We start from the raw sequence: 23,238 nt of genomic DNA on the forward strand, positions 1-23,238 counted from the left end.
ATTTTCCAGCGAAACAGCTCAGTTCTCATAAAGTCCGGCACTTGCGACCCACGCGATGATCACCGCAAGCGGTCCCGTCATGAAGCGCGAGTAGAGCACAGCAGGCACACCGATCTCGACGGTCTTTGCATCCGCCTCAGCGAGTCCGAGTCCGACGGGGATGAAGTCGCAGGCGCACTGGACGTTGATGGCGAAGACTGCGGGGAGCGCGAGGTTCGGCGGGATGTGTCCGAGTCCGATCTCAACGCCGATGAGCACGCCGACGACCTGTGCGATGACCGCCCCTGGTCCAAGGAACGGAGAGAGGAGCGGGAAGGAGCAGATCAGTGCCAGGATGACAAGCCCGATCGGAGATGCCGCGAGTGGCGAGACAAAATGCGCCACGAAGTCGCCGAAGCCCGAGCCGAGAATGACACCGATCAGCATGGAAACAAATGCCATGAACGGCAGAATCGTCGTGATGAGCGTGTTGATGGATTCGCGTCCCGCCTGATAGAATGTCGCGACAATGCCGCCCATCATCTGTCCGACCTTTGCCATGAGGCTGCCGGACTGCTCCGTGATCTTCTTCGAGGTGTCGTACTTCGGCGCAGTCTCCTCTGCAGGTGCTGCGGCTGCAGGGGCTGCTGCGGGCGCAGCCGTGCCGTCGCTGAATGCGATATTTGCAGGCTTGACTGCCGAGACGTAGATGTCCGGCTTGATGTACTGCGCGAGCGGTCCCGAGGGGCCCGTCTGCTTGATGTTGATGGTGAAGATGCGCTTCTGCGGGTAGATGCCGCAGCGCAGCGTACCGCCGCAGTCAATGACCGCTGCGAGAATCTCATCCTCGGGGACGCTGGTCTTGAAGCCGTCCACAACCTCCGCGCCCGTCATCTCTCCAAGACGCACGGCAACATCCGAGATCACACCGCCCGTGATGTTGACGATCTTGTTCCGCTTCTCATCCGGCGTGAGGGTAAGAGGCCCGCCAAAGCCGCCCGAGCCTGCCGATACGATGACGCTCTTGTATGCACTCATGATATGTTCTCCTCTCCGATTTCCTTAGCTTTTGAGCACTGCCGGTTCTTTGCTGAGCTTTACGCCCTGCTGACGCTGCACGTATGCCGTCGTAAAGTCCGTGAGCCAGCCGCGCAGGAAGTTGACGATGAGACCGACGAGCAGATAGCGCAGTGCGAGATCCGTGTACGACAGTCCAAGGGTTGTGATGCCGTTCGCAACGCCGAGGAATACGAACATTTCGCCGGGATTGACATGTGGGAACATGCCGTTCATTGTGTGGCATGCGGACGAAGATGCCGCATAGTAGGAAGGCTTGTAGTACTCAGGCAGGAATTTGCCGAGCGAGAGTGCCATCGGGTTGCAGAGGAAGAATACACCGATGAATGGGAGGACGACATAGCGCGAGATGGGGTTGCCCGCGCAAAGGTGGGCGAACTTCTCGACGCGCTCGTTGCCGACGAAGAGCACAATCGCATTCATCGCGACGAGCAGGCAGACGAGGGTCGGGATGATGCCCGAAACCCAGCCGATGAGGGTTTCGCCGCCCTTGTTGAACATGCCGATGAAGCCCTCGGCAAAGAGAATCAAGGTATCCATGAATGTGTCTCCTTTCCTGTGGAAACGAAATCAAATCAGAGTTATGCGTGACTGGCAAGGGTCTCCCCCTGCTCCTGATAGATGATGTACTCCTCGCGCGCACCGAGTACGGCGCGGCGCGTCTGACGGTCATAGGTGGCAACATCCGCCTCCGTAAGGTCGAGCAGATTTCTGCCCGTGAAATCATCAAAGGAACGAAAGTCCGCAAACACGGTGACGCCCTTCATGATCTCGCCGCGTACAATGTTACATGCGGGGTCGATGACGAAAAGAACGATTGCCCCTGCGACAAAACGGCCCTTTGCCTTGCCGATGGCGACACGCCCCTCGCGGCGCATCTCCTTCACATGTGCCGCAAAGCGACGGAACTGCAGGATGCTCAAGACAAGTTGGAGCACCCACATGAGTACGGCAATCAGAGCAAGCCAGAGCATCGTGATCGTTCCTTTCATTCATTCAAAAGAATCTTTGCAGTCTCCTCATCCGTGATGAGGACGTTGATAAAATGTCCGCGCAGTGCCCCGAGGATCGCAGGCACCTTCTCGCGCGATGCTGCCATGCCGATGCTGTAGTCGAGCGCACGGAGGCGTTCAAGCTCAACGGCGATGATGCGGTCATGGAACTCCGTGGTAACGGGTTTTCCTTGGATATCGTAGAACATCGAGCAGATCTCACCGACCACACGCTCCCGCAGCAGACTCTCAATCGCCTCTCTGCCGAAGCTGCCCATCCAGACGAGATTCGAGGACTTCACGGGTGCGCCGATACCGACAATGCCGATGTCGAGCTGCTCCCAGAAATTCGTGATCTGCTCAAAGTTCACATCCTGACGAATCGCCGCTGCAATCTCCGCTGTGCGTGCAATCGCCGGTGCGTAGATGTAGTGACTGCGTCCGCCGAACGCATTTGCCATCTCGTAGCAGAGCGTATTCACATGGAGTTCGCTGTCGACGCTCTCAGGGCCGCCGTCGAGCGGAACAAAGTCCGCGTCGACCGGGTGCAGCCGCTCCGCCGCCGCATAGCGCGTCAGCTCACGAATGCTCGTCCCCCATGCAAGGCCGATGGTCTGTCCGTCGGTCACAATGCGCCGCAGTAGACTCAGCCCCGCCTGTGCCATACGCCGCTTGACCTGCTCAAGATCGATGCTGTGCGCGACGACATATGCCTCACGAAGACTGAAGCGACGCTCAAGTGCGCTCTCAAGCTCCTCGTTGCTGTCCGTCTCGACCGTGATGCGGACAATGCCCGCCGCAAGCGCCCGCTTGAGATACTTGCTCACCGTCGTGCGGTCGACACCGAGACGCGCGGCGATTTCCCCCTGCTTCAAACCGTCACTGTAGTAGAGATTTGCCGCCTTGATAAGGATCCGTTTATCCACGGCCTGCATATTGTTTTCCTCCTCGGAGAATACATCTTCACATTTGTGAAGGTTTCGCGCGTTTGTCATCCTGACATCTTGAATATAACGTTAAGGGAAAAAAATGACAAGAAAAAACACCGTGAAAACCACGTTTCACGGCGTTTTTTCGCCATTTTCAATTTTTATTGTCACGTTTGTGAAATATACGTCTCATATGTGACATCCTTCGTGTTAAGGAATCGCTGATAAAATGAAGTCTGTCAGATTGGCGTAGATTTTTCGTCCGAACAAGGAGGCAAACCGGACGCATAGCGAGGGCTATGTGGAGGATCGAGGGCACAGTGCGGGCAAAAAAGATGCGTCAAGATGGCAGTGCTGAATTTATCAGTGCTTCCTTAAAGTTTCTTTCTTCTTTGTGCCCCTTATCAATTTTCACACTTACTTCAGCGCATAGCCGTTGTTATACATCTTGTCCTGTTCCTTGCGCACCTGGTAGAGCTGCGTCGATGTGTCGAGGTCGACCATATCGAGAGTGAGGAGCGTTCCTTTCTTCACGTCACATTTCATGCGTGCATTCTTATTGACGAGCGCATAGACGACGTACCCTTTCTCATAGGTTTCCTGCGCCGTTGCAATGGAACCGTAGGTGGTGTATCCGCCGATGCCGTCGATGGTCTCACCCTCCTTCAGATCACGCTTGGCAACGGTGATGCACTCGCTGACGGGGCCGTCGAGCGGGATGATGGTCGGCTCCTGATCGATGACGATCTTCGCGACGGTGAGCGGCGTCTCGAGGTTGCAGAGGTGATACGGTCGATAGAGCGTCCAGAGAGGGCCGGGTCCCATGCTGTGATAGCCCATCTGATACGCAATCTCCTCGTTCTGCGTGGTGACGGTAACAAAGACGCCGGGCGCAATGCCGTTGACGTACTCCACAACACCGTGCTTGCTGAGGATGCCGCCGTCCTTTTTGAGCTTGAAGATTTCGTTGAGGTCGGCACAGCGATCCTTCGGCGAAGCAGAAGGGCCATGTCCGCCGATGACGTCGGGGACGAGTCCGGTCGCGTTCGACATGGCAGTCATCTCGACCATGGTCTTCGTGCCGTCCTTGAACGAGGTGAGCATGCGCGGGCTCATCTTGCGGCGTGTCGCCTCTTCAAGGACGGTGTCGGGGTTGCAGTCATAATCGAGCTTGTTGTTCTTGCCCTTGCCCATGACCTTGACTTCCATGCCCATTGCACGCGCAAAGGAGTAAAGCTCCATGACAGCTCCCGGCTCATCGCCCGCAGAGCCTGTGTAGATAACACCGTTCTTGTCACCGAGCTTCTTGAGATAGCTGCCGATGACAACGTCCGTCTCAACATCCATCATGACAACGTGTTTCTTATTGTTCATCGCGTCGATTGCGATCTTGACGCCGACCTCAGGCACACCCGTCACGTCAATGGCAACCTCCACAAGGTTGGCCTGCGCGATGAAATCCGAATTCTCCGTCGCAACATATTTTCCCTGCTCCATGTAGCGATTGGCTTCTTCGAGCGTCTTTGCAACGGCGATGTTCTCATCGCTGATGCCCGCATAGTGAAACGCATTGATGACATTTTCAAATTTGATATCCGAGACAATTGCCGGCATGATTCCCTTCATGAGTGCCATCTGCGTAACCATGCCGCGTCCCATCTGCCCCGCACCGACGATGCCCGCACGGATGATCTTGCCCTCTTCCTCGCGCTTGGCGAGTTTCTTGTCCATATTCAGCATGCGAAACTCCTTTCGCCCACCTGTCGGTGGAACAATATAACTCTGTTTCTGAACCTAGTATAGCACCGCATTTCCATTCATACAATATCAACTTAGCTGAATTTACGTAAACATTATAGCAAAAAAAAGGCATGTTTCCATCTGTAAAGAAACATGCCTCTCATATTTGGTTTACTGCGGCATTCCGTCGTTCTGTGCGATCACATCGAGGAAGATGAGCGGCTCATCCTTCTCGTTGCGGAGTGCGTGAGACTGTCCGGCACGTGCGATCGTGATATCTCCCGCACGCACGACCGTCTCATTGCCGTCGCCATCCGTGAAGATCCCCTCTCCCGAGATGATGATGTATGCATCCTCGTTCACGCCATGCTTGTGCAGACCAATGGACGCCCCCTTATCGAGCCGCATCCATCCGATCTCCTTGATGGCCTGTTCAGGCTTTGCCATGTCACGGGTAAAGGAGAACAGTCCATGAAGCGTGCCCTTGCCGCCGGCAACATCCTGCTTGTCGAGGACAATGAGATCATCCTTCTGGAAGCACTGCTGTACCGTGCGATCCTGACCTTCCTCTGCAAAAGCCGTTGCACTAAGCATCAGACAACCAAGAGCCATTGCCGCTGCGATTTTCTTCATCTTCATCTTCATCTCAATCCCACCCCTAAATAGAAAAGAACTATGCGGAAAGCGAAAAGTATAAACTCCCTCATGAGGTATCACAAGGGAGTCCACTTTTACAAATAAGATTTGATGGGCTGACGCCTTACATCATGCCGCCCATACCGCCCATGCCCGGTGCGCCGCCCGGCATCGGAGCCTCCGGCTCCGGCTTGTCGGTGACAAGCGTCTCGGTGGTGAGCACCATTGCCGCGATCGATGCCGCATTCTGCAGAGCGGAACGCGTGACCTTTGCAGGATCCACGATGCCCGCGCCGATCATGTCGACATAGGTGTTCTCGAGTGCGTTGAAACCGATGCCGTCGCCCGCCTTCTTGACGCTGTCGACCACGACAGAGCCCTCAAGACCCGCATTCTCTGCGATCTGGCGGACAGGAGCCTCAACGGCGCGCTTGACGATCTCGACGCCGACCTTGACATCGCCCTCCGCCTGAATCTTGTCCAGTGCCGGGAGAATGTCGATGAACGTCGTGCCGCCGCCGGCAACAATGCCCTCTTCGACTGCTGCACGCGTTGCGTTGAGCGCATCCTCGACGCGGTACTTCTTGTCCTTCATCTCGACTTCCGTCGCTGCGCCGATCTCGACAACCGCCACACCGCCGGAGAGCTTTGCAAGACGCTCCTGCAGCTTCTCACGGTCGAAGTCGGACGTCGTGTCTGCAATCTGCTTCTTGAGCTGGTCGACACGCGCTGCAATCTGCGCCTTGTCGCCCGCACCGTCCACGATCGTCGTCTCCTCCTTGGAGGAACGCACCTGACGCGCACGGCCGAGATCTTCGAGCGTCACACTGTCGAGCTTGCGGCCGATCTCCTCGCTGATGACCGTGCCGCCCGTGAGGATGGCGATGTCCTCGAGCATTGCCTTGCGGCGGTCGCCGAAGCCCGGCGCCTTGACCGCGAGAGCCTTGAACGTGCCGCGCAGCTTGTTGACCACGATGGTTGCGAGTGCCTCACCGTCGAGATCCTCGGCGATGATGACGATCTGCTTGCCCTGCTTCACGACCTGCTCAAGCACGGGCAGGATGTCCGCGACGGACGAGATCTTGCGGTCGGTGATGAGCACATAGGGGTCGTCCATGACGGCTTCCATCTTCTCCGTGTCCGTCACCATGTACGGGGAGATGTAGCCGCGGTCGAACTGCATACCCTCGACGACCGAGAGGTTCGTGTCCATCGACTTGGACTCCTCGACCGTGATGACGCCGTCCTTGCCGACCTTCTCCATCGCCTCTGCGATGAGATCGCCGACCTCGGTATCGCCGGAGGAGATTGCCGCAACCTGTGCGATCTTCGCCTTCGTCTCGACCTTCTGCGCCTTGCTCTTGATCTCCTCGACAAGCGTCTTGACAGCCGTCTCGATGCCCTTCTTGACGATCATCGGGTTTGCGCCCGCAACAACGTTGCGCATGCCCTCCTGAATCATCGCCTGTGCGAGAAGCGTTGCCGTCGTCGTGCCGTCGCCCGCGATGTCGTTCGTCTTCGTCGCAACTTCCTTCACGAGCTGTGCGCCCATGTTCTCGAACGGATCCTCGAGCTCGATGTCGCGTGCAATCGTCACACCGTCATTCGTGATCGTCGGTGCGCCGTACTTCTTGTCCAGAACGACGTTGCGTCCCTTTGGGCCGAGCGTGACCTTGACCGCATTTGCCAGTGCATCCACACCGCGTCCGAGTGCGCGGCGAGCCTCTTCGTCAAACAGAATCTGCTTTGCCATTTATATTGCCTCCACGTTATCTATTACAGGATTGCCAGAATATCGCTCTCACGAACGATGAGGTAGTCCTTGTCATCCACCTTGATCTCAGAGCCCGAGTACTTCGAGAAGACAACGCCGTCGCCGACCTTGACCTCCATCGCAGCGCGCTCGCCGTTCTCGAGCAGCTTTCCTGTGCCAACGGCAACGACCTTGCCCTTCTGCGGCTTTTCCTTCGCCGTGTCGGGGAGCACAATGCCGCTCGCCGTCGTGACATCGCTCTCCGCGACTTCAATGACAACACGTTCGCCCAGTGGCTTAATCATGGTATCTGCCTCCTAGTTTCATACAAATCTTTTCATTGTGTTAGCACTCTCATTTACTGAGTGCTAACTTACGATGTCTATACTAATCGTTTTAAGTCAAAAAGTCAATAGGTATTTTGTAAAAAAGTCAAAAAAACAACAAAGAGCCAGTAATGACTCTTTGTTGTTTGGAGGATGCCGAGCAGCGTTACTCTTTGAACGCCGCCACGAGGTTTTTGAGTCGTGCCGTACCTTCCTTGAAGGTCTGGATCTTCGCGAGGATGTTCTCGTACTCTGCCGCCATGGAGACAACCTTCTCCGCAATGCGCGTGTTGCCCTCCGCGCCCTCGTGGGTCGCGTTGCGGATGCCCTCCATCGCCGCATTCATCTCACTGACGGAGCCCAGCAGTTCCTGTGACCGCGACGTTGTCGCCTCTGCGGTTTTGCGGAAGAACTCCGCATCCGCTTTGTACTGCACCGCCGTCTTGTCCATCAGGTCATAGTCGTCGCGAATGTTTTCATCGATGAAGGTGAGCAGCCTATGCGTACCGTCGGAGAGTGCCTGCACCGATCCCGTAACCTGCCCCGTAGCCCCTTGATCTTCTCTGCCGTTCCGCGTGACTGCTCGGCGAGCTTTCCGACCTCACCCGCGACCACGGCAAAGCCGCGTCCCTGTTCGCCTGCACGCGCCGCCTCGATGCTTGCGTTCAGAGCGAGGAGGTTCGTCTGCTCGGCAATCTCAGAGATCTCAAGCGTGAGCTGTCCGATCTGATCGACCACCTTCGCGGATTCGATGGCCTCTGCGACCGCTGACTTCGTCGAGCCGTAGATTTGCCGCGTATTGAGACGTGACTGCTCCATCGTCGTCTGGAGATCGGCGGCACGCTGTGCAACCTCGCGCGTATACTCCTCGCTCTCGTGTGCTGCGTCCGCTGCCCCCTTGATCCCGTCATTCAGGTCACCGCTGAGGTGCTGGACGCTGGATGTGGAGGCTGCCGTCTCCTCCATGCCTGCTGACATCTCCTCGGTCACGGCAGACATGTCCTGCGTGTCATTGTTGAGCCCGTGCAGCATCTCCTCAAGCTCGGCAACCATCGCATCGATCTGCTCCGCCTCCTCGTGCACCTGCTTCATAAAGCCCTGCATCTTTCCGAGTGCCTTGACGACCGTACCGATTTCATCCGCACGGTCAGAGAGTTCGCGCGGAATCTCACGCGAAAGGTCTCCGGACGCGACAGCACTCAGATGTCCGATGGAGGCAGCGAGCGGATCGGAGATATTATCTGCAATGCGCCGCGACACGAGCATGCCAAACCCTACTGCAATGACGATGATGATGGCAAAGCTGTAGACCGTACGCTCATAGCGTACATTGTTCGCCGCAAAGAGCTGCTTCCCCTGGAATACGTTGTCGGGCGTGAGCACCGCCATATTGCTTGAGATGACGGTGAGCGAAGCGAGATTGTCAAAGATCGCGACACGATCCTCGGGTGTCGTCCCCATATTGTTGACCGCTCCGACCTTGTCCGCCGCGACGCTCAGATTCTTTTCCAGTTCGGCAATCGTCGCCTGTGCCCGCTCGCTCGTGTCGATCTTCTTCAATTCCTCCATATCGTGACGGAGAGCGTTCAGATTGCCGAGCACATCATCCACGAGAATCTTGCGGTTGTCCACAGTGATGTTCTCCTGTAGGATGTACGGCACATTGACGTTGATTTTTCGCAGGCGCGTATTTGCATCGTTCAGATACTGCGTCGACATGAGATTATGGTGATACATATCGTCAAGCGACTGCTGTGCCTGATAGTTCGAGTAGATACCGACGACGGCGACAACGAGGATGGCTGCCAGGAGGAATACGGCGCACGGCATAGTCCTTCATTGCCTCCGCAGAGATGAATGGTAAATTCATGGCACTCCCCTCCTCACTTCGCCTGTGCGAGATTGTCCGCTGTTATGGATGTAAACGGAATGGCGAGGTCACCGGAGGGCGGATTCCCCTTGAGGAAGCCCTCTGCGAGTGTGAGTGCACCCTCGCCCTGCGCCTTTGCATCCTGCTTGATGGTCTGCGCCATCTCTCCCGCCTCGACTGCTGCGAGCCCCGCAGGAGTGGCATCGACCGCAGAGACAAGGCATCCACTGAGGCGGTTTGCCCCCTTGAGCGCGGCAATCGCACCGAGTGCCATCTCATCGTTTCCTGCAACGACGCCGTTGATCTCGGGGAACATATTCATCCAGAGCATCATGGTCTTCAAGGCCTCGGCCTTGCTCCATCCGGCATCCACGAACGAGAGCAGCCGGATGTCGGGGCGCTTGTCTAGGCACGCTGCCTTGAACCCCTCCCAGCGACCGACGGCACTGCTCTGCGTCCCATCGCCCTGCAAATACACGATCTTCGCGTTCGGCGGCAGATGCGATGCCATGTACTCGCCCTACATGCGCCCCGCCTCCACGTCGTCGGAGTAGGCACGCAGCACCTTGCCGCCCGCAACGCTGCGGTTGACTGTGATGATCGGAATGCCCGCATCGTTCGCCTTTTCGATGGTCTTGACGATGCTGGAACCGTCCGCTGCAAGCAGGACAATCGCCCCCGCGCCGCTGCCGATTGCCTCGTTCAGCTGGTCGATCTGCATATTTCCGTCGTTCTTCGCGTCGAGAAATTCGATCTCGATGCCGTCCGCCTTCGCCTTGTTCGCAAAGGCATCCTTGATCTGCGCACAGAATCCGTCACTGTCATCAAAGTTCGCGTAGATGATCCGATCCGAACTCGCCCCCGGCAGCCCACAGCCGGCAAGCCCAAGGCACGCGGCCGGCAGGAGCAGAAGCCCCCATTTCCTAAGATTCATGTCAAAACGCTCCTTCTCTACCGAAAAACTACATCTGCTTGACGGGCACAGGGCCGCGCGAAAGCGCAATCGCCCCTGTCCGTGCGATCTCGATGATGCCGTAGTCCGAGAGCAGTTCCGAGAGGGCATCAATCTTCTTCGCGTCGCCCGTCAACTCGATGACGACATTCTCCACACCGACATCCACGATGCGTGCGCGGAAGATGTTCACCACGTCGATAATCTCCGCACGGTTCTCCTTGGTCGCGTGCACCTTGATGAGCACGAGCTCACGCGTGATCGACTCGAACTGCGTGAGGTTGACGATCTTCACCACGTCGATCAGCTTCGACAGCTGCGTCACTACCTGCCGCAGCTCGTTCTCCGAGGCGACCGAGACGACAATGTTGATGCGTGTGACATCCGGCTCCTCCGTGTACCCGGCGGAGATGCTCTCGATGTTGAACGCGCGGCGGCTGATGAGCCCCGCGATATGCGTGAGGACGCCGGGCTTGTTATCGACGAGCACGGCGAGCAAATACTTATCCATCTTATCTCCCTCCGAGCACCATCTGATCGAGCCGCTTGCCACCCGGCACCATCGGTACGACATCCGCCTCCTGCGGCACAATGACATCGATGAGACGCGCCCCCTTGGCGCGGAGAACCTGCGGCAGCACCTCCGCGAACGCTTCCCGCGTTTCGATACGGCAGCCCGCGACCCCCATTGCCTCGGCGAGCTTTACAAAATCGGTCTTGCCCTTGAGCTCCGAGGCGGAGTAGTGATGACTGTAGAAGAGCCGCTGCCACTGCCCGACCATACCGAGGATGGAGTTGTGCACAATGACAATCTTCACATCGATGTCGTTGTCCGCCATCGTCGCAAGTTCCTGGCAGTTCATCATGATGCTGCCATCGCCCGTGATGAGGACAACTTCCTTGTCGGGGTTCGCAATCTTCGCGCCGATCGCGGCGGGCAGGCCGTAGCCCATCGTACCGAGCCCCCCCGAGGTGAGGAAGTGGCGTGGCGCATCGCAGCCGAAGAACTGTGCCGCCCACATCTGATGCTGCCCCACATCCGTAACGCAGATCGCATCCGCAGGGACGAGCTCACGCACACGACTGATGAGCTCCTCGGGGCGAATGTCCTCCGATGCCTTCCAACCAAGCGGATGGGCGCGCTCCATCGAGAGCACCTCGCCGCGCCACGGACGGAAGCGCACGGGGAGATCGTCCTGCACCGCACGTACGGCATCCACGAACGCGGGCAGCGTCTCGCGGAGATCGCCGATGATGGGGATGTCCGTACGCACATTTTTGTTGAATTCTGCGGGGTCAACATCAAAGTGGACAATCCGCGCCTTCGGCGCAAATGCCGCCGTGTTTCCCGTCACGCGGTCGCTGAAACGCGTGCCGAGCGCGAGCAGGAGATCACACTCCTGAATCGCCATGTTCGAAGCATAGGCACCGTGCATCCCCGCCATCCCCGTATAGCCCTCCGTCTCTGCAGGAACGCCGCCAATGCCCATGAGGGTTGCAACGGACGGCATTCCCGTCAGCGTAAGGAGCTCACACACATATGTCGACGTATCCGAGAGCACGACACCGCCGCCCACGAAGAGCAGTGGCCGACGTGCGGCAGACAGAGCCTCCGCAGCTGCGTGGACTGCCGCCATGTCGAACGGGATGTCATCGGTGTAGCCGTGGAGCTCGACTGCTGCGGGGTACTCGTAGTCGATCGGCGTATCAAAAACATCCTTTGCCACGTCAATGACGACGACACCGGGGCGACCCGTACGCGCGATATAGAACGCCTCCTTTACGACGCGCGGAATGTCGTTCACGTCCTTGACAAGGTAGTTGTGCTTCGTAATCGGCGTGGTGATACCGACGATGTCCGCCTCCTGAAAGGAATCCTTGCCAATGTACGGATTCGCCACCTGCCCCGTGATACAGACCATCGGCACGGAGTCCATATGCGCCGTCGCAATGCCCGTCACGAGGTTCGTCGCGCCGGGCCCCGAGGTGGCAAACGCCACACCGACCTTGCCCGAGGCACGGGCATAACCGTCCGCCGCGTGCGCCGCCCCCTGTTCGTGACGCGTGAGGACGTGCGGAAAATTCATCTTATATACTTCATCATAAAGCGTGAGGACAGCACCGCCCGGATAGCCAAACACGACCTCGACGCCCTCCGCCTTGAGGCTCTCCAAGAGAGCGCGTGCACCATTCATCTGCAATAGAACCCCTCCTAAACAACAAAAGTACCGATCATCCGACCCTATAAGGGGCTCATATCGGTACTTTCGATGGAATCTCCCCATAATAACACTCTTTCATTATAGGACTTTTCCGTATTTTTTACAAGCAAATTGCTGCGCTTCCTATGACATACATCACAGATGCTCACTCGCCAGAACAAAGGCATAGACGCGGCGTGCCCCCGCACGTTTCAATGTACGCGCACATTCCGTCAGCGTTGCACCCGATGTCATGATATCATCTACGAGCAGAATATCTCTGCCCGCAGCATCTGCATCCGCTGCAGGGGCAAACGCCCCTCTGAGTTCCCGCTGCCGCTCCGTGCGCGTGTGCTCGTAGAGCGGTGCCGTCTCACGCGTGCGGACGAGCAGGGGGCGGAGTGCGATGCCATGTGCTGCAAGCCACGGTGCAAAGATCTCCTCCGCCTGATTGAACCCGCGTTCCCGCGCACGCTGCGGCGCGAGTGGAACGGGCACGGCGACGAGAGGGCGCGGGAGCGATGCAAGAGCCGCCTCGCCCATCGTCAGAATCGTATGCAGCGCAGGAAGTACGGATTTCTGTTTCCGATATTTCAGCGTGCGCAGGAGATCGCGCACACCTGCGCGGTAATGGGCAAACGCCCAGATCCCGTCAAGATATTTCTGTGACTCCCCCGTGCACGCGAGGGCGTGCAGCCCGATCAGCCGCCGCGCACATGCCGCGCAGAATGAGCCCCTGCGCTCGACATAGGCGGAGCAGCTCGGACAGCGTGGCGGGAACAGGAAATCCATCAAGAAGGAAAACAATGCCATTTCCCCTTTCTTTCATGGAAAAGCTATTGCAAAATCGTCCGATTTATGATATGATAAATGCAGAAAAGAGATATATCTCCTAGAAACGTGAAGATGAAAGAAAGGAGAATGTCTATTGAATCAATTCTTTGAACGCTGTTGCCATATCCCCTGATGGGAATGCATCTTTGAAGAAGAACAAGAACTGCCAACAGGTCGTGCAGCTCTCCTGTGGCATTGCATCGGCAAGGAATGTCTGCGGCGTGGTCAGCCCCGCACGGGCGGGTGCGTGACAATCTTCTCTGTACGATTCGTTTTTCGAAAACCTAGTGCGCAAATTGGATGATATTTGAGATCTCCAAACGGTTTCAGCTGAACGTACAATACACGCTCACACGGACACAGAGGGTGTTCGTGCGACACCAGACAACTGAATAAGGACGTATTTCGTTTTTATGCGAATAGCGACCTAACCGGCAGCTTGCTCGAAACAGAGCGGCTGTCGGTTTTTTGATTACGTGGAACACGCAAGCTTGGGAATCGCTGATAAAATGAAGTCTGTCGGATTGGTACAGATTTTTTGTCCTGTCAAGGAGACAAACCGGACGCATAGCCAAAGCTATGTGGAGGATTTGTCGACACAGACAGGGCGAAAAAGATGTGCTAAGACGGCGGTGCTGAATTTATCAGTGCTTCCCTTGTCTCACACAAAACGGATATCCCCGCCGGTCGCCTTGTGCAGACGGTTCATAATCGCAGACCCCAGCCCGACCGCCGCTGTCCCCTCAGCGAGGAGGGAGGTCACGGGCATATTGTCAAAATGGCGGAGCGCGTCGTAGAGACAGGATGCAAATGCGCTGTGATTGCCACGCGCCCCGCAGTGATAGGTGTCGTCTGCATGGATGATGTCGGAGAGTGCCGCAATCGTCTCGTTGCTTGCGATGAGTGCAGGCCGTTCTCCTGCCGCCGTACGGCGCAGGAGCTCCTCTCTCAATGCCGCAGTGACATCTGTCCCCGTCCCCACATAGACGGTGAGCGGCATGCGCGGCGCATAGTGTGTGTACTTCATGCCGGGTGCGCGCGGTGCTGCATCCTCTGCTGTGAGTGCCGCATCCATGCACACCTCGATGTGCGGCAGTTCCGCCGCAATCATCTCGCGTGTGACAGCACCGGGGCGCAAAATCGTGACAGTGTCCTTCTCCGTGCAATCGACAATGGTGGACTCCACCCCTAGGCGGCAGCTGCCGCCGTCGAGAATGAGAGGGATGCGTCCCTCCATATCATCATAGACCATCGCCGCCGAAGTAGGGCTCGGTCGTCCCGAGGTGTTTGCCGACGGCGCAGCAATCGGCAAACCTGCCGCACGGATCAGACGACGCGCGACATCGTGATCGGGACAGCGCACGCCGACGGTCGAGAGTCCCCCCGTCACGATATCGGGGATGTGTGCGGCTTTCGGCAGAATGACAGTGAGAGGGCCGGGGGCAAATGCCGTAAGGAGATGCGCGGCGGTCGGCGGAACATCGGATGCGATCTCATGCGCCATAGCGAGGTCGGCGATGTGGAGGATGAGCGGATTGTCGGAGGGACGGCCCTTCGCCGTATAGATACCGGCACACGCCGCCGCATCCAGTCCGTTCGCGCCGAGCCCATAGACCGTCTCCGTCGGAAATGCAACGAGCGCGCCGCTGCGGATCGTCTCTGCGGCACGCTCAAAATCTGTGCGCGATGTCGGACGAAGTATCTCCGTATCCATTGTATCCTCCCTACTCCGTATACCCCACCACAACGCGCTCAATCCCCGCGAGATCCTTCAAAATCTCCGTCCGCACAATGCGCGGATGCGCCATCGCAAGTGCCGCAACGGCAGCCGCCTCATCAATCCCAACCTCGACGGCGATTGCACCGCCCTCTTTCAAGAGAGCAGGCGCATCTGCCATCAGACGGCGGTAGATATTCAGCCCATCCGTGCTGCCGTCGAGCGCGAGATGCGGCTCGTAGCTGCGCACCTCGGGCATCAGCATCGCAATATCCGCCGTGGGAATGTACGGCGGATTCGAGAGGATCATATCGTATCTGCGCCCTGTAAGCGGCGCAAGTAGATCACCGACATGAACCGCAACGCGCGCCGCCAGCCCCAGCATCTCTGCATTTTCACGTGCAACTGCAGCGGCGGCAGGCGAGATGTCCACCGCATCGGCGTGCGTTCCCTCGGTATAGTGGAGCGTCGAGAGCGCAATCGCGCCCGTACCCGTCCCGATATCGGCAATGCTGCACGCTGCCCCTCCCGCTTCCATTCGCGCACGCAGAAAATCCACGGCACACTGCACGAGGATCTCCGTGTCGGGGCGCGGAATGAGCGTATCGCGCGTCACACGAAAGTCCAGTCCCATGAACTCGCGTCGCCCGAGCACATAGGCAAGCGGCACATGCGCCGCCCGCTCTTTCACATAGCCGCGAAACCGCGCAAGCTCCTCCGGCTCGAGCGGTTCATCGAAATGCACATAGAGATACATCCGATCCCTGCCGAGGAGCGCACTGAGCAGAACCTCCGCATCGAGACGCGGACTCTCGATCCCGCGCTCCCGAAAGAAATCCGTCGTCCACGCGAGAAGCCGCTGAATCGTCCAAACCGCATCCGTCATCAGTTCACCTGTTTCAGCCGCTCTGCCTGATCCGCCGTGATAAGCCCCGCGAGAATCTCGTCCAGTTCGCCGTCGAGCACGGCATCAATCTTGTAGAGGGTCAGCCCAATGCGGTGATCGGTCACGCGCCCCTGCGGGAAATTGTACGTACGGATGCGCTCGCTGCGGTCGCCCGAGCCGACCTGACTGCGGCGGTCGGCGGCGACGGCATCCGCCTGCTCTTGCTGCGCACGGTCATAGAGGCGTGCGCGAAGCACCTTCATCGCCTTCTCACGGTTCTTGAGCTGTGACTTCTCATCCTGGCACTGCACAACGATGCCCGTCGGGATGTGTGTGATGCGGATCGCCGTCTCCGTACGGTTGACATACTGCCCGCCCGCGCCTGAGGCACAGTAGGTGTCGATGCGCAGATCGTTTGCATCGACCGTGACCTCGACCTCCTCCGCTTCGGGCAGGACAGCGACCGTAACCGCCGATGTATGGATGCGGCCGCCCGACTCCGTGACGGGGATGCGCTGCACGCGATGCGTGCCGCTCTCGTATTTCAGACGACTGTACGCCCCCATACCATTGACGAGAAAGGAGATCTCCTTAAAGCCGCCAATCTCCGTCTGGTTGCTGCTCAGGATCTCCGTCCGCCAGCCCTGCCGCTCGGCGTAGCGCGCATACATACGGAAAAGGCTCGCCGCAAAGAGAGCTGCCTCCTCTCCTCCGACACCGCCGCGAATCTCGACAATGACGTTCTTGTCATCGTTCGGGTCACGCGGCAGGAGGAGAATCGGCAGCTGCTCTGCGAGGGCGTCGCGCTCTTCCTCCGCCTCTGCGATCTCCTCTGCGAGCATCTCCTTCATCTCGGCATCCGCCTCGGCGAGCATCTCCTTGTCCTCGTCGATGGTCGCAAGTGCCCGTTGATAGGCGGTATACGCTTCAATGATCGGCGTGAGTGCCGCGTGTTCACGCGTATACCGCTGCCACTTGTCCATATCCGCCATCACGTCGGGATCGCTGAGGAGTGCCTCCAGTTCGCGGTATTTGTCCGCAACGGCATTCAGTTTGCTTAACACGTTACTTCCTTTCGATAGTTCCCGCTTCCTGCGGGGATATCCTCGGGCGGGAGTACCGCCTTGAGACTTTCAATGGCGACCTCCACCATCTCATCGGCGGGCGGACGCGTCGTCAGATATTGCAGCCAGAGCCCAGGCGTAATCATGATACGCACAATGTGGTTCTCGCTGCGCCCCGCAAAGCGGATGATCTCGTAGGAGACACCCGCGACCACGGGCAGGACGGCGAGACGGCTCAGAATCCGCAGCCAGAGATCCGGCCAGCCGAAAAAGACGTGAAAGACAATGGCGACGACCATGACAATCAGCAGAAAGTTCGTCCCGCAGCGCGGATGCAGACGCGGAAACTTCTGCACGTTCTCCACCGTCAGTGCCTCGCCCGCCTCGTAGCAGTGGATGGTCTTGTGCTCCGCTCCGTGGTACTGGAACACACGGCGAATCCCCCCCATAAACGAGATGCCCCAGATGTAGAGGAGGAATACGAGCAGGCGAATGCCGCCCTCGATCAGATTGAACACGACGGGGTCATCCGTATACGCCGCCGCGAGATGCGCCGCCCCCGTCGGGATGACGATAAAGAGGACACTCGCAAGCACGAGTGCAAAGAGGATCGTCATCGCAATCTCCTTCTTCGTCATCTGCTCGTCCTCCTCGCCCGCCGCCTGTGCAGAGAACGAGAGAGCACGCATCCCGATGACAAGGGATTCCACCATGATGACAGAGCCGCGAATCAGCGGCAGATTCAGCACGGGATAACGCTCGCGAATCGACGTGACAGGGTGTGTCTCCACGGCAATCTCCCCATTTGGGAGGCGCACGGCGGTCGCAGTCTTATTCGCATCGCGCATCATGACACCCTCGATGACCGCCTGTCCGCCGACCGCAAGGTCAGTTATTTTTTTTGGCATAGTTTTCCTTTACTGTTCGTTTTATATGCATGGTGTAATGCCACAAAGCGAACCCTAGTGGAGCAAGTGAGGAAAGCGTGCGACTCGCCCCCGGCGTACTTCTTTCGTTCAAGCGAAGCGCGTTTAAGAAGTGCGCCGGTATTTAGGCGAACGAGCACGCGATCACTTGCATAACGAGGCGTTCGCGTGGGGCTTACACCGTAATAAGTAGCAAAAAGAGACCATTGCACAATCTCTCGTACAATAGCCTCTTCCTGTTGTCGTGCGGCGAAGAGGCAAGGTGCCGTACACCTCACCCACGCTGCTATTTCCGTGCGTAACGCTTCTGGAACTTCTCGATGCGTCCGCCCGCCTGAACGTCGCGCTGACGTCCCGTGAAGAACGGATGGCACTTCGAGCACACGTCGATACGCAGATCCTGCTTCGTCGAGCCCGTCGTGAACGTATTGCCGCAGCCGCACGTCACCGTCGCCTCGAAGAACTCGGGATGAATGCCCTCTTTCATTTCAATACACCTCGTTTCTTTTGCCGGATACAAGCCCACTTGTGCACGCTTGGTTGAACTCAGCGTGTCTGCGCTGAGAACGAGTCATGGAAACAAACGCCCTGCGTTCATTACCGCGCAAGTATAGCATAAAATATGGATGTGTGCAAGTCTTACTCCAATTTGCTGTGGATGATGCGCGCGAGACGCGTGCCGAAAAAGAAATTCCAAATCCACTTGACGGAAACCGTGAAGTCCGCATATCTTCCCGCAAGGCGGACGAGATGGACAAGCATCCACGCGAACCACGCGAAAAAGCCCTTTGCCTTCAGCATAAAGCCGAGCACGGGCATCGGTCCGTTCATGACCGCCTCGCCCTTGCCGATCGTCGCCATCGCGCCGAGATCCTCATAGACAAATTTCTCCAGCTGATCCGGTGTCTTGCCCGCGATCAGTGACATGATGTTTTTCTTGACCTGCATTGCCTCCTGCGTCGCCACAGGTGCAACCGTCGGTAGCGGCCGCTCAAGACCGCCGTGCTGGAAATTCGCACAGTCGCCAATGGCAAAGACGCGGTCGCTGCCCTTGACGAGCAGATTTTCCTCCACGATGATACGCCCTGCGCGGTCAACCTCGCCGCCACAGTCCTTGATGAAGTCCTGCGCACGCACACCTGCCGCCCAGATGACCGTTTTCGTTGGAATGACCTCTCCGTTGTTCAGGGTGAGATCATTGCCGTCGTACTCGGTAACCGCCGTATTGAGGCGCACATCCACGCCCTTCTTGCGCAGCACGTCGATCGTATGCTGCTGCAGATCGGGCGGAACCATTGGCAGCACGGAGCCCATCGCCTCAAGGAGGGTGACGTTGACCTCGCTGAAGTCGATTGTGTGGAACTCCTTTTTGAAGATGTCAATCAGCTCCATCAGTGCGCCCGCCATCTCAATGCCCGTTGCGCCGCCGCCGACGATGACGAAGTTCAGGTGGCGGCGACGTGCCTCACGCTCCTCAGGTGTACTCTTGCGCGCGGCACGCTCAAACTCATGGATGATGTGCCCGCGCAGGGCAATCGCTTCCTGCAGCGTCTTCATCGCGTACGAGTTTCGCTCCACACTCTTGTTGCCGAAGAAGTTCGTGGTCGCACCCGCCGCAAGCACGAGATAATCATACGAAATCTCGCCGTGCTTCGTGATGACGACGCGGCGATCCTGATCGACCCCCGTGACCTTGGACATATAGAAATTTACATTTTGATTGTTCTTGAAGAACTGCCGTGTGGGATAGGCAATCTCCGAAGCGGACAGGACCGCCGTACTCACCTGATAGAGCAGCGGCTGAAACAGATGATAGTTGTGACGGTCTACAAGCGTGACACGCACATTCTCCTTGGCAAGCTCCTTGGCAAGACGAACGCCGCCGAATCCGGCACCGACAATGACAATATGTTTTTGATCTGCCATAATACCCCACTCCTTATTTTCAATAGTGAAAAAAATCACATAGTTGGGTCGTTTTCCCCTTTCGAGAAACATGATATGAGTGGCTTTCCCCTCACGAGGTACATAATACCACGTTTTACAGGAATTTCAATAGGATATTTCCCCTCATATCACGAAAAACAATACGACTATCATAAGGGTTATAGTGAAAAACTATTACGTATGCGCCGCCATCTTTGCACGCCGCATCCGCTGCTCGATGATGCGTAGGCGGATCATGAGCAGCACGGCTCCGACGACGATGCCGCCATTTAGACCCACCCAGTAGCCGTAGGGGCCGAACTCTGTCCACGCCGCGAGTGCATAGCCGACGGGCAGACCGATGCCCCAGAACGAGAGCACGGCGAGCCAGAACGTGACGGTGACATCCTTGTAGCCGCGCAGAGCCCCCTGCAGCGGTGCGTTCACGCAGTCACAGAACTGCATGACGAGCGCGTAGAGCAGGAAGACACGAAGGAGTTCCTGCACCTCGGGATTGGTCGTATAGAGCGCGGCAACGGAGTCGCGCATCGCCGCAAGCACGAGTGCAATCACACCGACAAAGACGAGGGTCAGCACGCGGCTCAGGCGAATGTAGGCGCGTGCACCGTTCTCACGCCCGCCGCCGACCTCGTAGCCAACGAGGATCGTGATCGCCATGGAGACCGAGAGCGGGAGCATATAGACGATGGTGGTGAAGTTCATCGCCGCCTGATGCGCAGCGAGCACGGTTGTCCCGTACGCCGCCATGAGTAGCCCGACGGCACCGAAAATGCTCTGCTCGCAGAACACCGTAAGCCCGATGGGGATGCAGATGGCGAGCAGTGGCCACCAGTCGCCGGGGATGGGCCTCGGCAGACGGGCAAGTACATGGTAACGCGCGAACTGCGGAATCCGCAGAACGGCAATGACATTGAGGATAAAAAAGATGCCGTAGCTCAGTGCCGCTCCAAGCCCTGCGCCGGGACCGCCAAAGGCAGGAACACCGCACGCACCGTACATGAAGATGTAGTTGAGCACAATGTTGATCGGAATGGTCGTCATCGTGATATACATGGTGAGCCGTGTCCGCCCGTGCGCATCAATAAAGTTTCTGAGAACGATCGCAGACGCAACGGGGATGAGCCCAAGGGCAATATAGGACAGATACTCCATCGTGATATCTTCGACCACAGGCTCAAGTGCGAGTGCCCGTACAAGATATGGCACGGTCAGCACACCGACAATGAGCAAAAGCACCGAAAGAATCGTCGCCCAGTAGAAGCTCTGCTGAACGACGCGCCGAATCTCAAGTGTGCGGCGTGCACCGTAGTGCTGCGCAATCACGGGCGTCAGTCCTGAAACGAGCCCCATAAAAGCCCCGAATACGGGAAAGAAAATGCTCGCTCCTACGGCAATGCCTGCGAGATCCTCCTTGCTGATATGTCCCGCCATAACCGTATTGAAAAATCCCGGCGCAATCAGCGAAACCTGTGTAATGAGGATGGGGAGGAGCACGATGAAAAATTGACGCGTACGCGCCGGATAGCCATGAACTTCCTTGAGCACCGTCTCCCTCCTAGCATATATCAGCCAAAGTAATCGGCAATGCCGTCGGCAATGCCCTGTGCAATCTTCTTGATGCCCGTCTCGCTGTTCATCATCTTCTCCTCATCCGGATTCGAGATAAAGGAGATCTCCACAAGAATTGCGGGCATGTCCGTATGTTTCACCACATAGAAATTACACGACTGCGTCCCTCGGTCAACGGTTCCGATGGCATCGATCAGTGCCGTGCGCACGTTGTCGGCGAGACGTTTGGACTGCTTCGTTCCCTTCGTGTAGTAGTAGGCTGTCGTCCCCTTCACCTCGCGGTTCGTAAATGCGTCCGCATGGATGGAGAGGAAGATGTCCGCGTTTTCCTTATTGGCGACATCGCAACGTGCTTGAAGCTCCTCAACCGAGGTCGCGCTCGCGCCCTTCTCGGAGACCTCGGTATCCCCTGTACGCGTAAGGATGACAGTCGCGCCCTCCGCCTCGAGGAGACGCTTGAGCTCACGGCTCACACGCATGGTTATGGACTTCTCCATGATGCCCGTCGGACCGATCGCTCCCGAATCGCTGCCTCCGTGTCCCGGGTCAATGGCGATCCTACGCCCCTTCATGCCCGTAATCGCCGAGAGATCACGATCCAGCTGATCCGAATCGTGCGAGGACTGCACGTCCTCCTCATCCTCCTCTGTCTCATCCGTCTGCACAGGCGGCGCAGGCTTCTTCGCTTCCTGTGCGGGCGTCGCCTGTTTTCCGCCCGCAGGTGCTGCACCAAAGTCCATGACAATGCGGGGCTTTTCCCCGTCGAGGGCAAATATTTTCCAACCGCCCTTTTTGACTGAGGTCTCGACTACAACGCGAACCGTCGTGGCATCAAACTGCGCCACGCGCACACGCGAAACGAGCGGAGAGTCGACAGCAATATCCTTCTTTGCCTCAGGCGCGACCCATGCATTCTGCACGTCGAGCACGACGCGCGTCGGGTTGGACAGTACGCTCTGCTTGTAGGAAACAGAGCGTTCGGCGTCGATGACGATGCGGACATTCCCGTCGGTTTTTCCAATGCGAACGCCGGAGACCTTCGTCATGTCCTTTGCACGATCGCTGAACGCGGCTTCTGCCGTGACTGCAGAACCAAATCCAATCAGACCGACGAGGATGACAATAAACAGTAAAAAAATGCGGTGCAAGAGCCCATCCCCCCAAACAATAAACGGATAAAAACCTGCGAAGTATGCTTTTCAGCCACTCCGCAGGTTCTCTCCATCCGATGTTTTCCTATCGCTGCTGCGCAGATGCCTCGTCCTGCTCCATCCCCGGTGCTGCAGCACTTCGCGCGGCGCGTGCTTTTGCGGCCTTGCGCGGTGTCCCTTCATAGATGATCTGTGTGATCTCAGCGGCGCGGCTCGGCTCGAATGCAGTGATTACCTTTGCCGCATTGCTCTCATCCATCCGCTGAAGGATGGCAATGCAGAGGTCGATGTCGAGCGTCTCCATGACCTTCGCCGCATCTGCCGGCTTCATATCGTTGTAAAGCCGTGCGAGCTTCGTGACACGCTTCTTTTCCGCCGCCTCGCGCTCCTTCTGCTGCTTTTCGATCTCCTCTTTCGTGATCTTCACACTCTCCGAGGATTTCTTCGGTGCGGCTGCGGCAGCAGGTGCTGTCCCCGTGTGAGTCGTCGATGTTTCCGAATGCTCCTCCGCTCCTGCCGGCGGTACAAAGTATTCGCCGATGACGGGAAGCTCGTGCAGGCCGTACTCCTCATTGAGCGCCTGCGTGTCAAAAAGCCGCAGATAGACGCCGAGCGCAAAGCCTCCCGCCACCAATACGAGGAGTAAGATCAGTATGAATAGGATCTTCGATTTCTTCCGCATGGGATTC

Annotated in this window: 20 protein-coding genes and 3 pseudogenes; 1 reads left to right on the top strand and 22 read right to left on the bottom strand. The window is 57.6% G+C overall.

The genetic code is table 11. The features are described 5' to 3' along the window. Positions 1 to 18: 18 nt before the first annotated feature. Genes srlE through ACO6BQ_RS01545 form a run of 4 tightly spaced genes read right to left on the bottom strand, consistent with a single transcriptional unit; the run spans position 19 to position 2,983 of the window. Positions 19 to 1,017, bottom strand: a complete 999-nt coding sequence (gene srlE, locus ACO6BQ_RS01530) for a PTS glucitol/sorbitol transporter subunit IIB (RefSeq protein WP_489119013.1) — start codon at positions 1,015 to 1,017, stop codon at positions 19 to 21. 24 nt (positions 1,018 to 1,041) lie between these two features. After that, a complete protein-coding gene (srlA, locus tag ACO6BQ_RS01535) occupies positions 1,042 to 1,596 on the bottom strand; it encodes a PTS glucitol/sorbitol transporter subunit IIC (protein WP_489119016.1) in 555 nt (184 codons plus the stop codon). A gap of 41 nt (positions 1,597 to 1,637) precedes the next feature. Next, complete coding sequence (locus ACO6BQ_RS01540; protein WP_489119018.1) at positions 1,638 to 2,030, bottom strand: transcriptional regulator GutM; 393 nt, start codon at positions 2,028 to 2,030, stop codon at positions 1,638 to 1,640. A 14-nt stretch (positions 2,031 to 2,044) separates the two neighbouring features. Then, the gene (locus ACO6BQ_RS01545) at positions 2,045 to 2,983 is read right to left on the bottom strand and encodes a sugar-binding transcriptional regulator (RefSeq protein ID WP_489119021.1); all 939 of its coding nucleotides are present in this window, start codon (positions 2,981 to 2,983) and stop codon (positions 2,045 to 2,047) included. 247 nt (positions 2,984 to 3,230) lie between these two features. Between ACO6BQ_RS01545 and ACO6BQ_RS01550 the strand changes: the two are divergent. Further along, a pseudogene (locus tag ACO6BQ_RS01550) lies at positions 3,231 to 3,355 on the top strand (secretion protein HlyD). A 39-nt stretch (positions 3,356 to 3,394) separates the two neighbouring features. On the opposite strand, the gene ACO6BQ_RS01555 reads toward ACO6BQ_RS01550, so the two are convergent. The 18 genes and pseudogenes from ACO6BQ_RS01555 to ACO6BQ_RS01640 all read right to left on the bottom strand — a co-directional run bounded on the left by ACO6BQ_RS01555 (position 3,395) and on the right by ACO6BQ_RS01640 (position 23,231). After that, a complete protein-coding gene (locus ACO6BQ_RS01555) occupies positions 3,395 to 4,717 on the bottom strand; it encodes an NAD(P)H-dependent oxidoreductase (protein ID WP_489119023.1) in 1,323 nt (440 codons plus the stop codon). 171 nt (positions 4,718 to 4,888) lie between these two features. Then, positions 4,889 to 5,362 (bottom strand): cupin domain-containing protein, encoded by a 474-nt coding sequence (locus ACO6BQ_RS01560; protein WP_489119026.1) that lies wholly within the window; start codon positions 5,360 to 5,362, stop codon positions 4,889 to 4,891. Between the two features lie 115 nt (positions 5,363 to 5,477). Then, the gene (gene groL, locus ACO6BQ_RS01565; protein ID WP_489119028.1) at positions 5,478 to 7,106 is read right to left on the bottom strand and encodes a chaperonin GroEL; all 1,629 of its coding nucleotides are present in this window, start codon (positions 7,104 to 7,106) and stop codon (positions 5,478 to 5,480) included. 23 nt (positions 7,107 to 7,129) lie between these two features. Beyond that, a complete protein-coding gene (gene groES, locus ACO6BQ_RS01570; RefSeq protein WP_489119030.1) occupies positions 7,130 to 7,411 on the bottom strand; it encodes a co-chaperone GroES in 282 nt (93 codons plus the stop codon). A gap of 187 nt (positions 7,412 to 7,598) precedes the next feature. Next, positions 7,599 to 9,302, bottom strand: a pseudogene (locus ACO6BQ_RS01575) (methyl-accepting chemotaxis protein). A gap of 13 nt (positions 9,303 to 9,315) precedes the next feature. Continuing rightward, positions 9,316 to 10,236, bottom strand: a pseudogene (locus tag ACO6BQ_RS01580) (sugar ABC transporter substrate-binding protein). A gap of 28 nt (positions 10,237 to 10,264) precedes the next feature. Next, entirely contained in the window at positions 10,265 to 10,765 is a 501-nt protein-coding gene (gene ilvN, locus ACO6BQ_RS01585; protein WP_069181017.1) for an acetolactate synthase small subunit, read from the bottom strand. A gap of 1 nt (position 10,766) precedes the next feature. Then, positions 10,767 to 12,449 (bottom strand): biosynthetic-type acetolactate synthase large subunit, encoded by a 1,683-nt coding sequence (ilvB, locus tag ACO6BQ_RS01590; RefSeq protein WP_489119119.1) that lies wholly within the window; start codon positions 12,447 to 12,449, stop codon positions 10,767 to 10,769. Between the two features lie 162 nt (positions 12,450 to 12,611). Continuing rightward, complete coding sequence (locus ACO6BQ_RS01595; protein ID WP_489119036.1) at positions 12,612 to 13,268, bottom strand: ComF family protein; 657 nt, start codon at positions 13,266 to 13,268, stop codon at positions 12,612 to 12,614. 682 nt (positions 13,269 to 13,950) lie between these two features. Further along, positions 13,951 to 15,003, bottom strand: coding sequence for an L-threonylcarbamoyladenylate synthase (locus ACO6BQ_RS01600; RefSeq protein ID WP_489119040.1), 1,053 nt, complete (start codon positions 15,001 to 15,003; stop codon positions 13,951 to 13,953). Positions 15,004 to 15,013: 10 nt separating this feature from the next. Continuing rightward, the gene (prmC, locus tag ACO6BQ_RS01605) at positions 15,014 to 15,892 is read right to left on the bottom strand and encodes a peptide chain release factor N(5)-glutamine methyltransferase (RefSeq protein WP_489119044.1); all 879 of its coding nucleotides are present in this window, start codon (positions 15,890 to 15,892) and stop codon (positions 15,014 to 15,016) included. Next, entirely contained in the window at positions 15,892 to 16,956 is a 1,065-nt protein-coding gene (prfA, locus tag ACO6BQ_RS01610; protein WP_489119048.1) for a peptide chain release factor 1, read from the bottom strand. Before prfA ends, prmC begins: the two co-directional genes overlap by 1 nt. Further along, positions 16,950 to 17,864: a DUF1385 domain-containing protein gene (locus tag ACO6BQ_RS01615; RefSeq protein ID WP_489119052.1), complete on the bottom strand. Its 915-nt coding sequence runs from the start codon at positions 17,862 to 17,864 to the stop codon at positions 16,950 to 16,952. Before ACO6BQ_RS01615 ends, prfA begins: the two co-directional genes overlap by 7 nt. A gap of 304 nt (positions 17,865 to 18,168) precedes the next feature. Further along, a complete protein-coding gene (gene rpmE, locus ACO6BQ_RS01620; RefSeq protein WP_009657055.1) occupies positions 18,169 to 18,369 on the bottom strand; it encodes a 50S ribosomal protein L31 in 201 nt (66 codons plus the stop codon). Positions 18,370 to 18,521: 152 nt separating this feature from the next. Continuing rightward, the gene (locus ACO6BQ_RS01625; protein WP_489119055.1) at positions 18,522 to 19,808 is read right to left on the bottom strand and encodes an NAD(P)/FAD-dependent oxidoreductase; all 1,287 of its coding nucleotides are present in this window, start codon (positions 19,806 to 19,808) and stop codon (positions 18,522 to 18,524) included. 195 nt (positions 19,809 to 20,003) lie between these two features. Beyond that, the gene (locus tag ACO6BQ_RS01630) at positions 20,004 to 21,374 is read right to left on the bottom strand and encodes an MATE family efflux transporter (protein WP_489119058.1); all 1,371 of its coding nucleotides are present in this window, start codon (positions 21,372 to 21,374) and stop codon (positions 20,004 to 20,006) included. 20 nt (positions 21,375 to 21,394) lie between these two features. Beyond that, a complete protein-coding gene (locus ACO6BQ_RS01635; protein WP_489119062.1) occupies positions 21,395 to 22,546 on the bottom strand; it encodes an N-acetylmuramoyl-L-alanine amidase in 1,152 nt (383 codons plus the stop codon). An 88-nt stretch (positions 22,547 to 22,634) separates the two neighbouring features. Continuing rightward, on the bottom strand, positions 22,635 to 23,231 hold the full coding sequence (locus tag ACO6BQ_RS01640) for a MotE family protein (RefSeq protein ID WP_489119065.1): 597 nt from the start codon (positions 23,229 to 23,231) through the stop codon (positions 22,635 to 22,637). Positions 23,232 to 23,238 lie beyond the last annotated feature (7 nt).

It is taken from the genome of Centipeda sp. (in: firmicutes) (assembly GCF_057271695.1).

Coding starts and splice junctions, on each gene's coding strand:
- srlE (WP_489119013.1), bottom strand. CDS start 1,017: ATGAGTGCATACAAGAGCGTCATCGTATCGGCAGGCTCGGGCGGCTTT.
- srlA (WP_489119016.1), bottom strand. CDS start 1,596: ATGGATACCTTGATTCTCTTTGCCGAGGGCTTCATCGGCATGTTCAAC.
- ACO6BQ_RS01540 (WP_489119018.1), bottom strand. CDS start 2,030: ATGCTCTGGCTTGCTCTGATTGCCGTACTCATGTGGGTGCTCCAACTT.
- ACO6BQ_RS01545 (WP_489119021.1), bottom strand. CDS start 2,983: ATGCAGGCCGTGGATAAACGGATCCTTATCAAGGCGGCAAATCTCTAC.
- ACO6BQ_RS01555 (WP_489119023.1), bottom strand. CDS start 4,717: ATGCTGAATATGGACAAGAAACTCGCCAAGCGCGAGGAAGAGGGCAAG.
- ACO6BQ_RS01560 (WP_489119026.1), bottom strand. CDS start 5,362: ATGAAGATGAAGATGAAGAAAATCGCAGCGGCAATGGCTCTTGGTTGT.
- groL (WP_489119028.1), bottom strand. CDS start 7,106: ATGGCAAAGCAGATTCTGTTTGACGAAGAGGCTCGCCGCGCACTCGGA.
- groES (WP_489119030.1), bottom strand. CDS start 7,411: ATGATTAAGCCACTGGGCGAACGTGTTGTCATTGAAGTCGCGGAGAGC.
- ilvN (WP_069181017.1), bottom strand. CDS start 10,765: ATGGATAAGTATTTGCTCGCCGTGCTCGTCGATAACAAGCCCGGCGTC.
- ilvB (WP_489119119.1), bottom strand. CDS start 12,449: ATGAATGGTGCACGCGCTCTCTTGGAGAGCCTCAAGGCGGAGGGCGTC.
- ACO6BQ_RS01595 (WP_489119036.1), bottom strand. CDS start 13,268: ATGGCATTGTTTTCCTTCTTGATGGATTTCCTGTTCCCGCCACGCTGT.
- ACO6BQ_RS01600 (WP_489119040.1), bottom strand. CDS start 15,003: ATGGATACGGAGATACTTCGTCCGACATCGCGCACAGATTTTGAGCGT.
- prmC (WP_489119044.1), bottom strand. CDS start 15,892: ATGACGGATGCGGTTTGGACGATTCAGCGGCTTCTCGCGTGGACGACG.
- ACO6BQ_RS01615 (WP_489119052.1), bottom strand. CDS start 17,864: ATGCCAAAAAAAATAACTGACCTTGCGGTCGGCGGACAGGCGGTCATC.
- rpmE (WP_009657055.1), bottom strand. CDS start 18,369: ATGAAAGAGGGCATTCATCCCGAGTTCTTCGAGGCGACGGTGACGTGC.
- ACO6BQ_RS01625 (WP_489119055.1), bottom strand. CDS start 19,808: ATGGCAGATCAAAAACATATTGTCATTGTCGGTGCCGGATTCGGCGGC.
- ACO6BQ_RS01640 (WP_489119065.1), bottom strand. CDS start 23,231: ATGCGGAAGAAATCGAAGATCCTATTCATACTGATCTTACTCCTCGTA.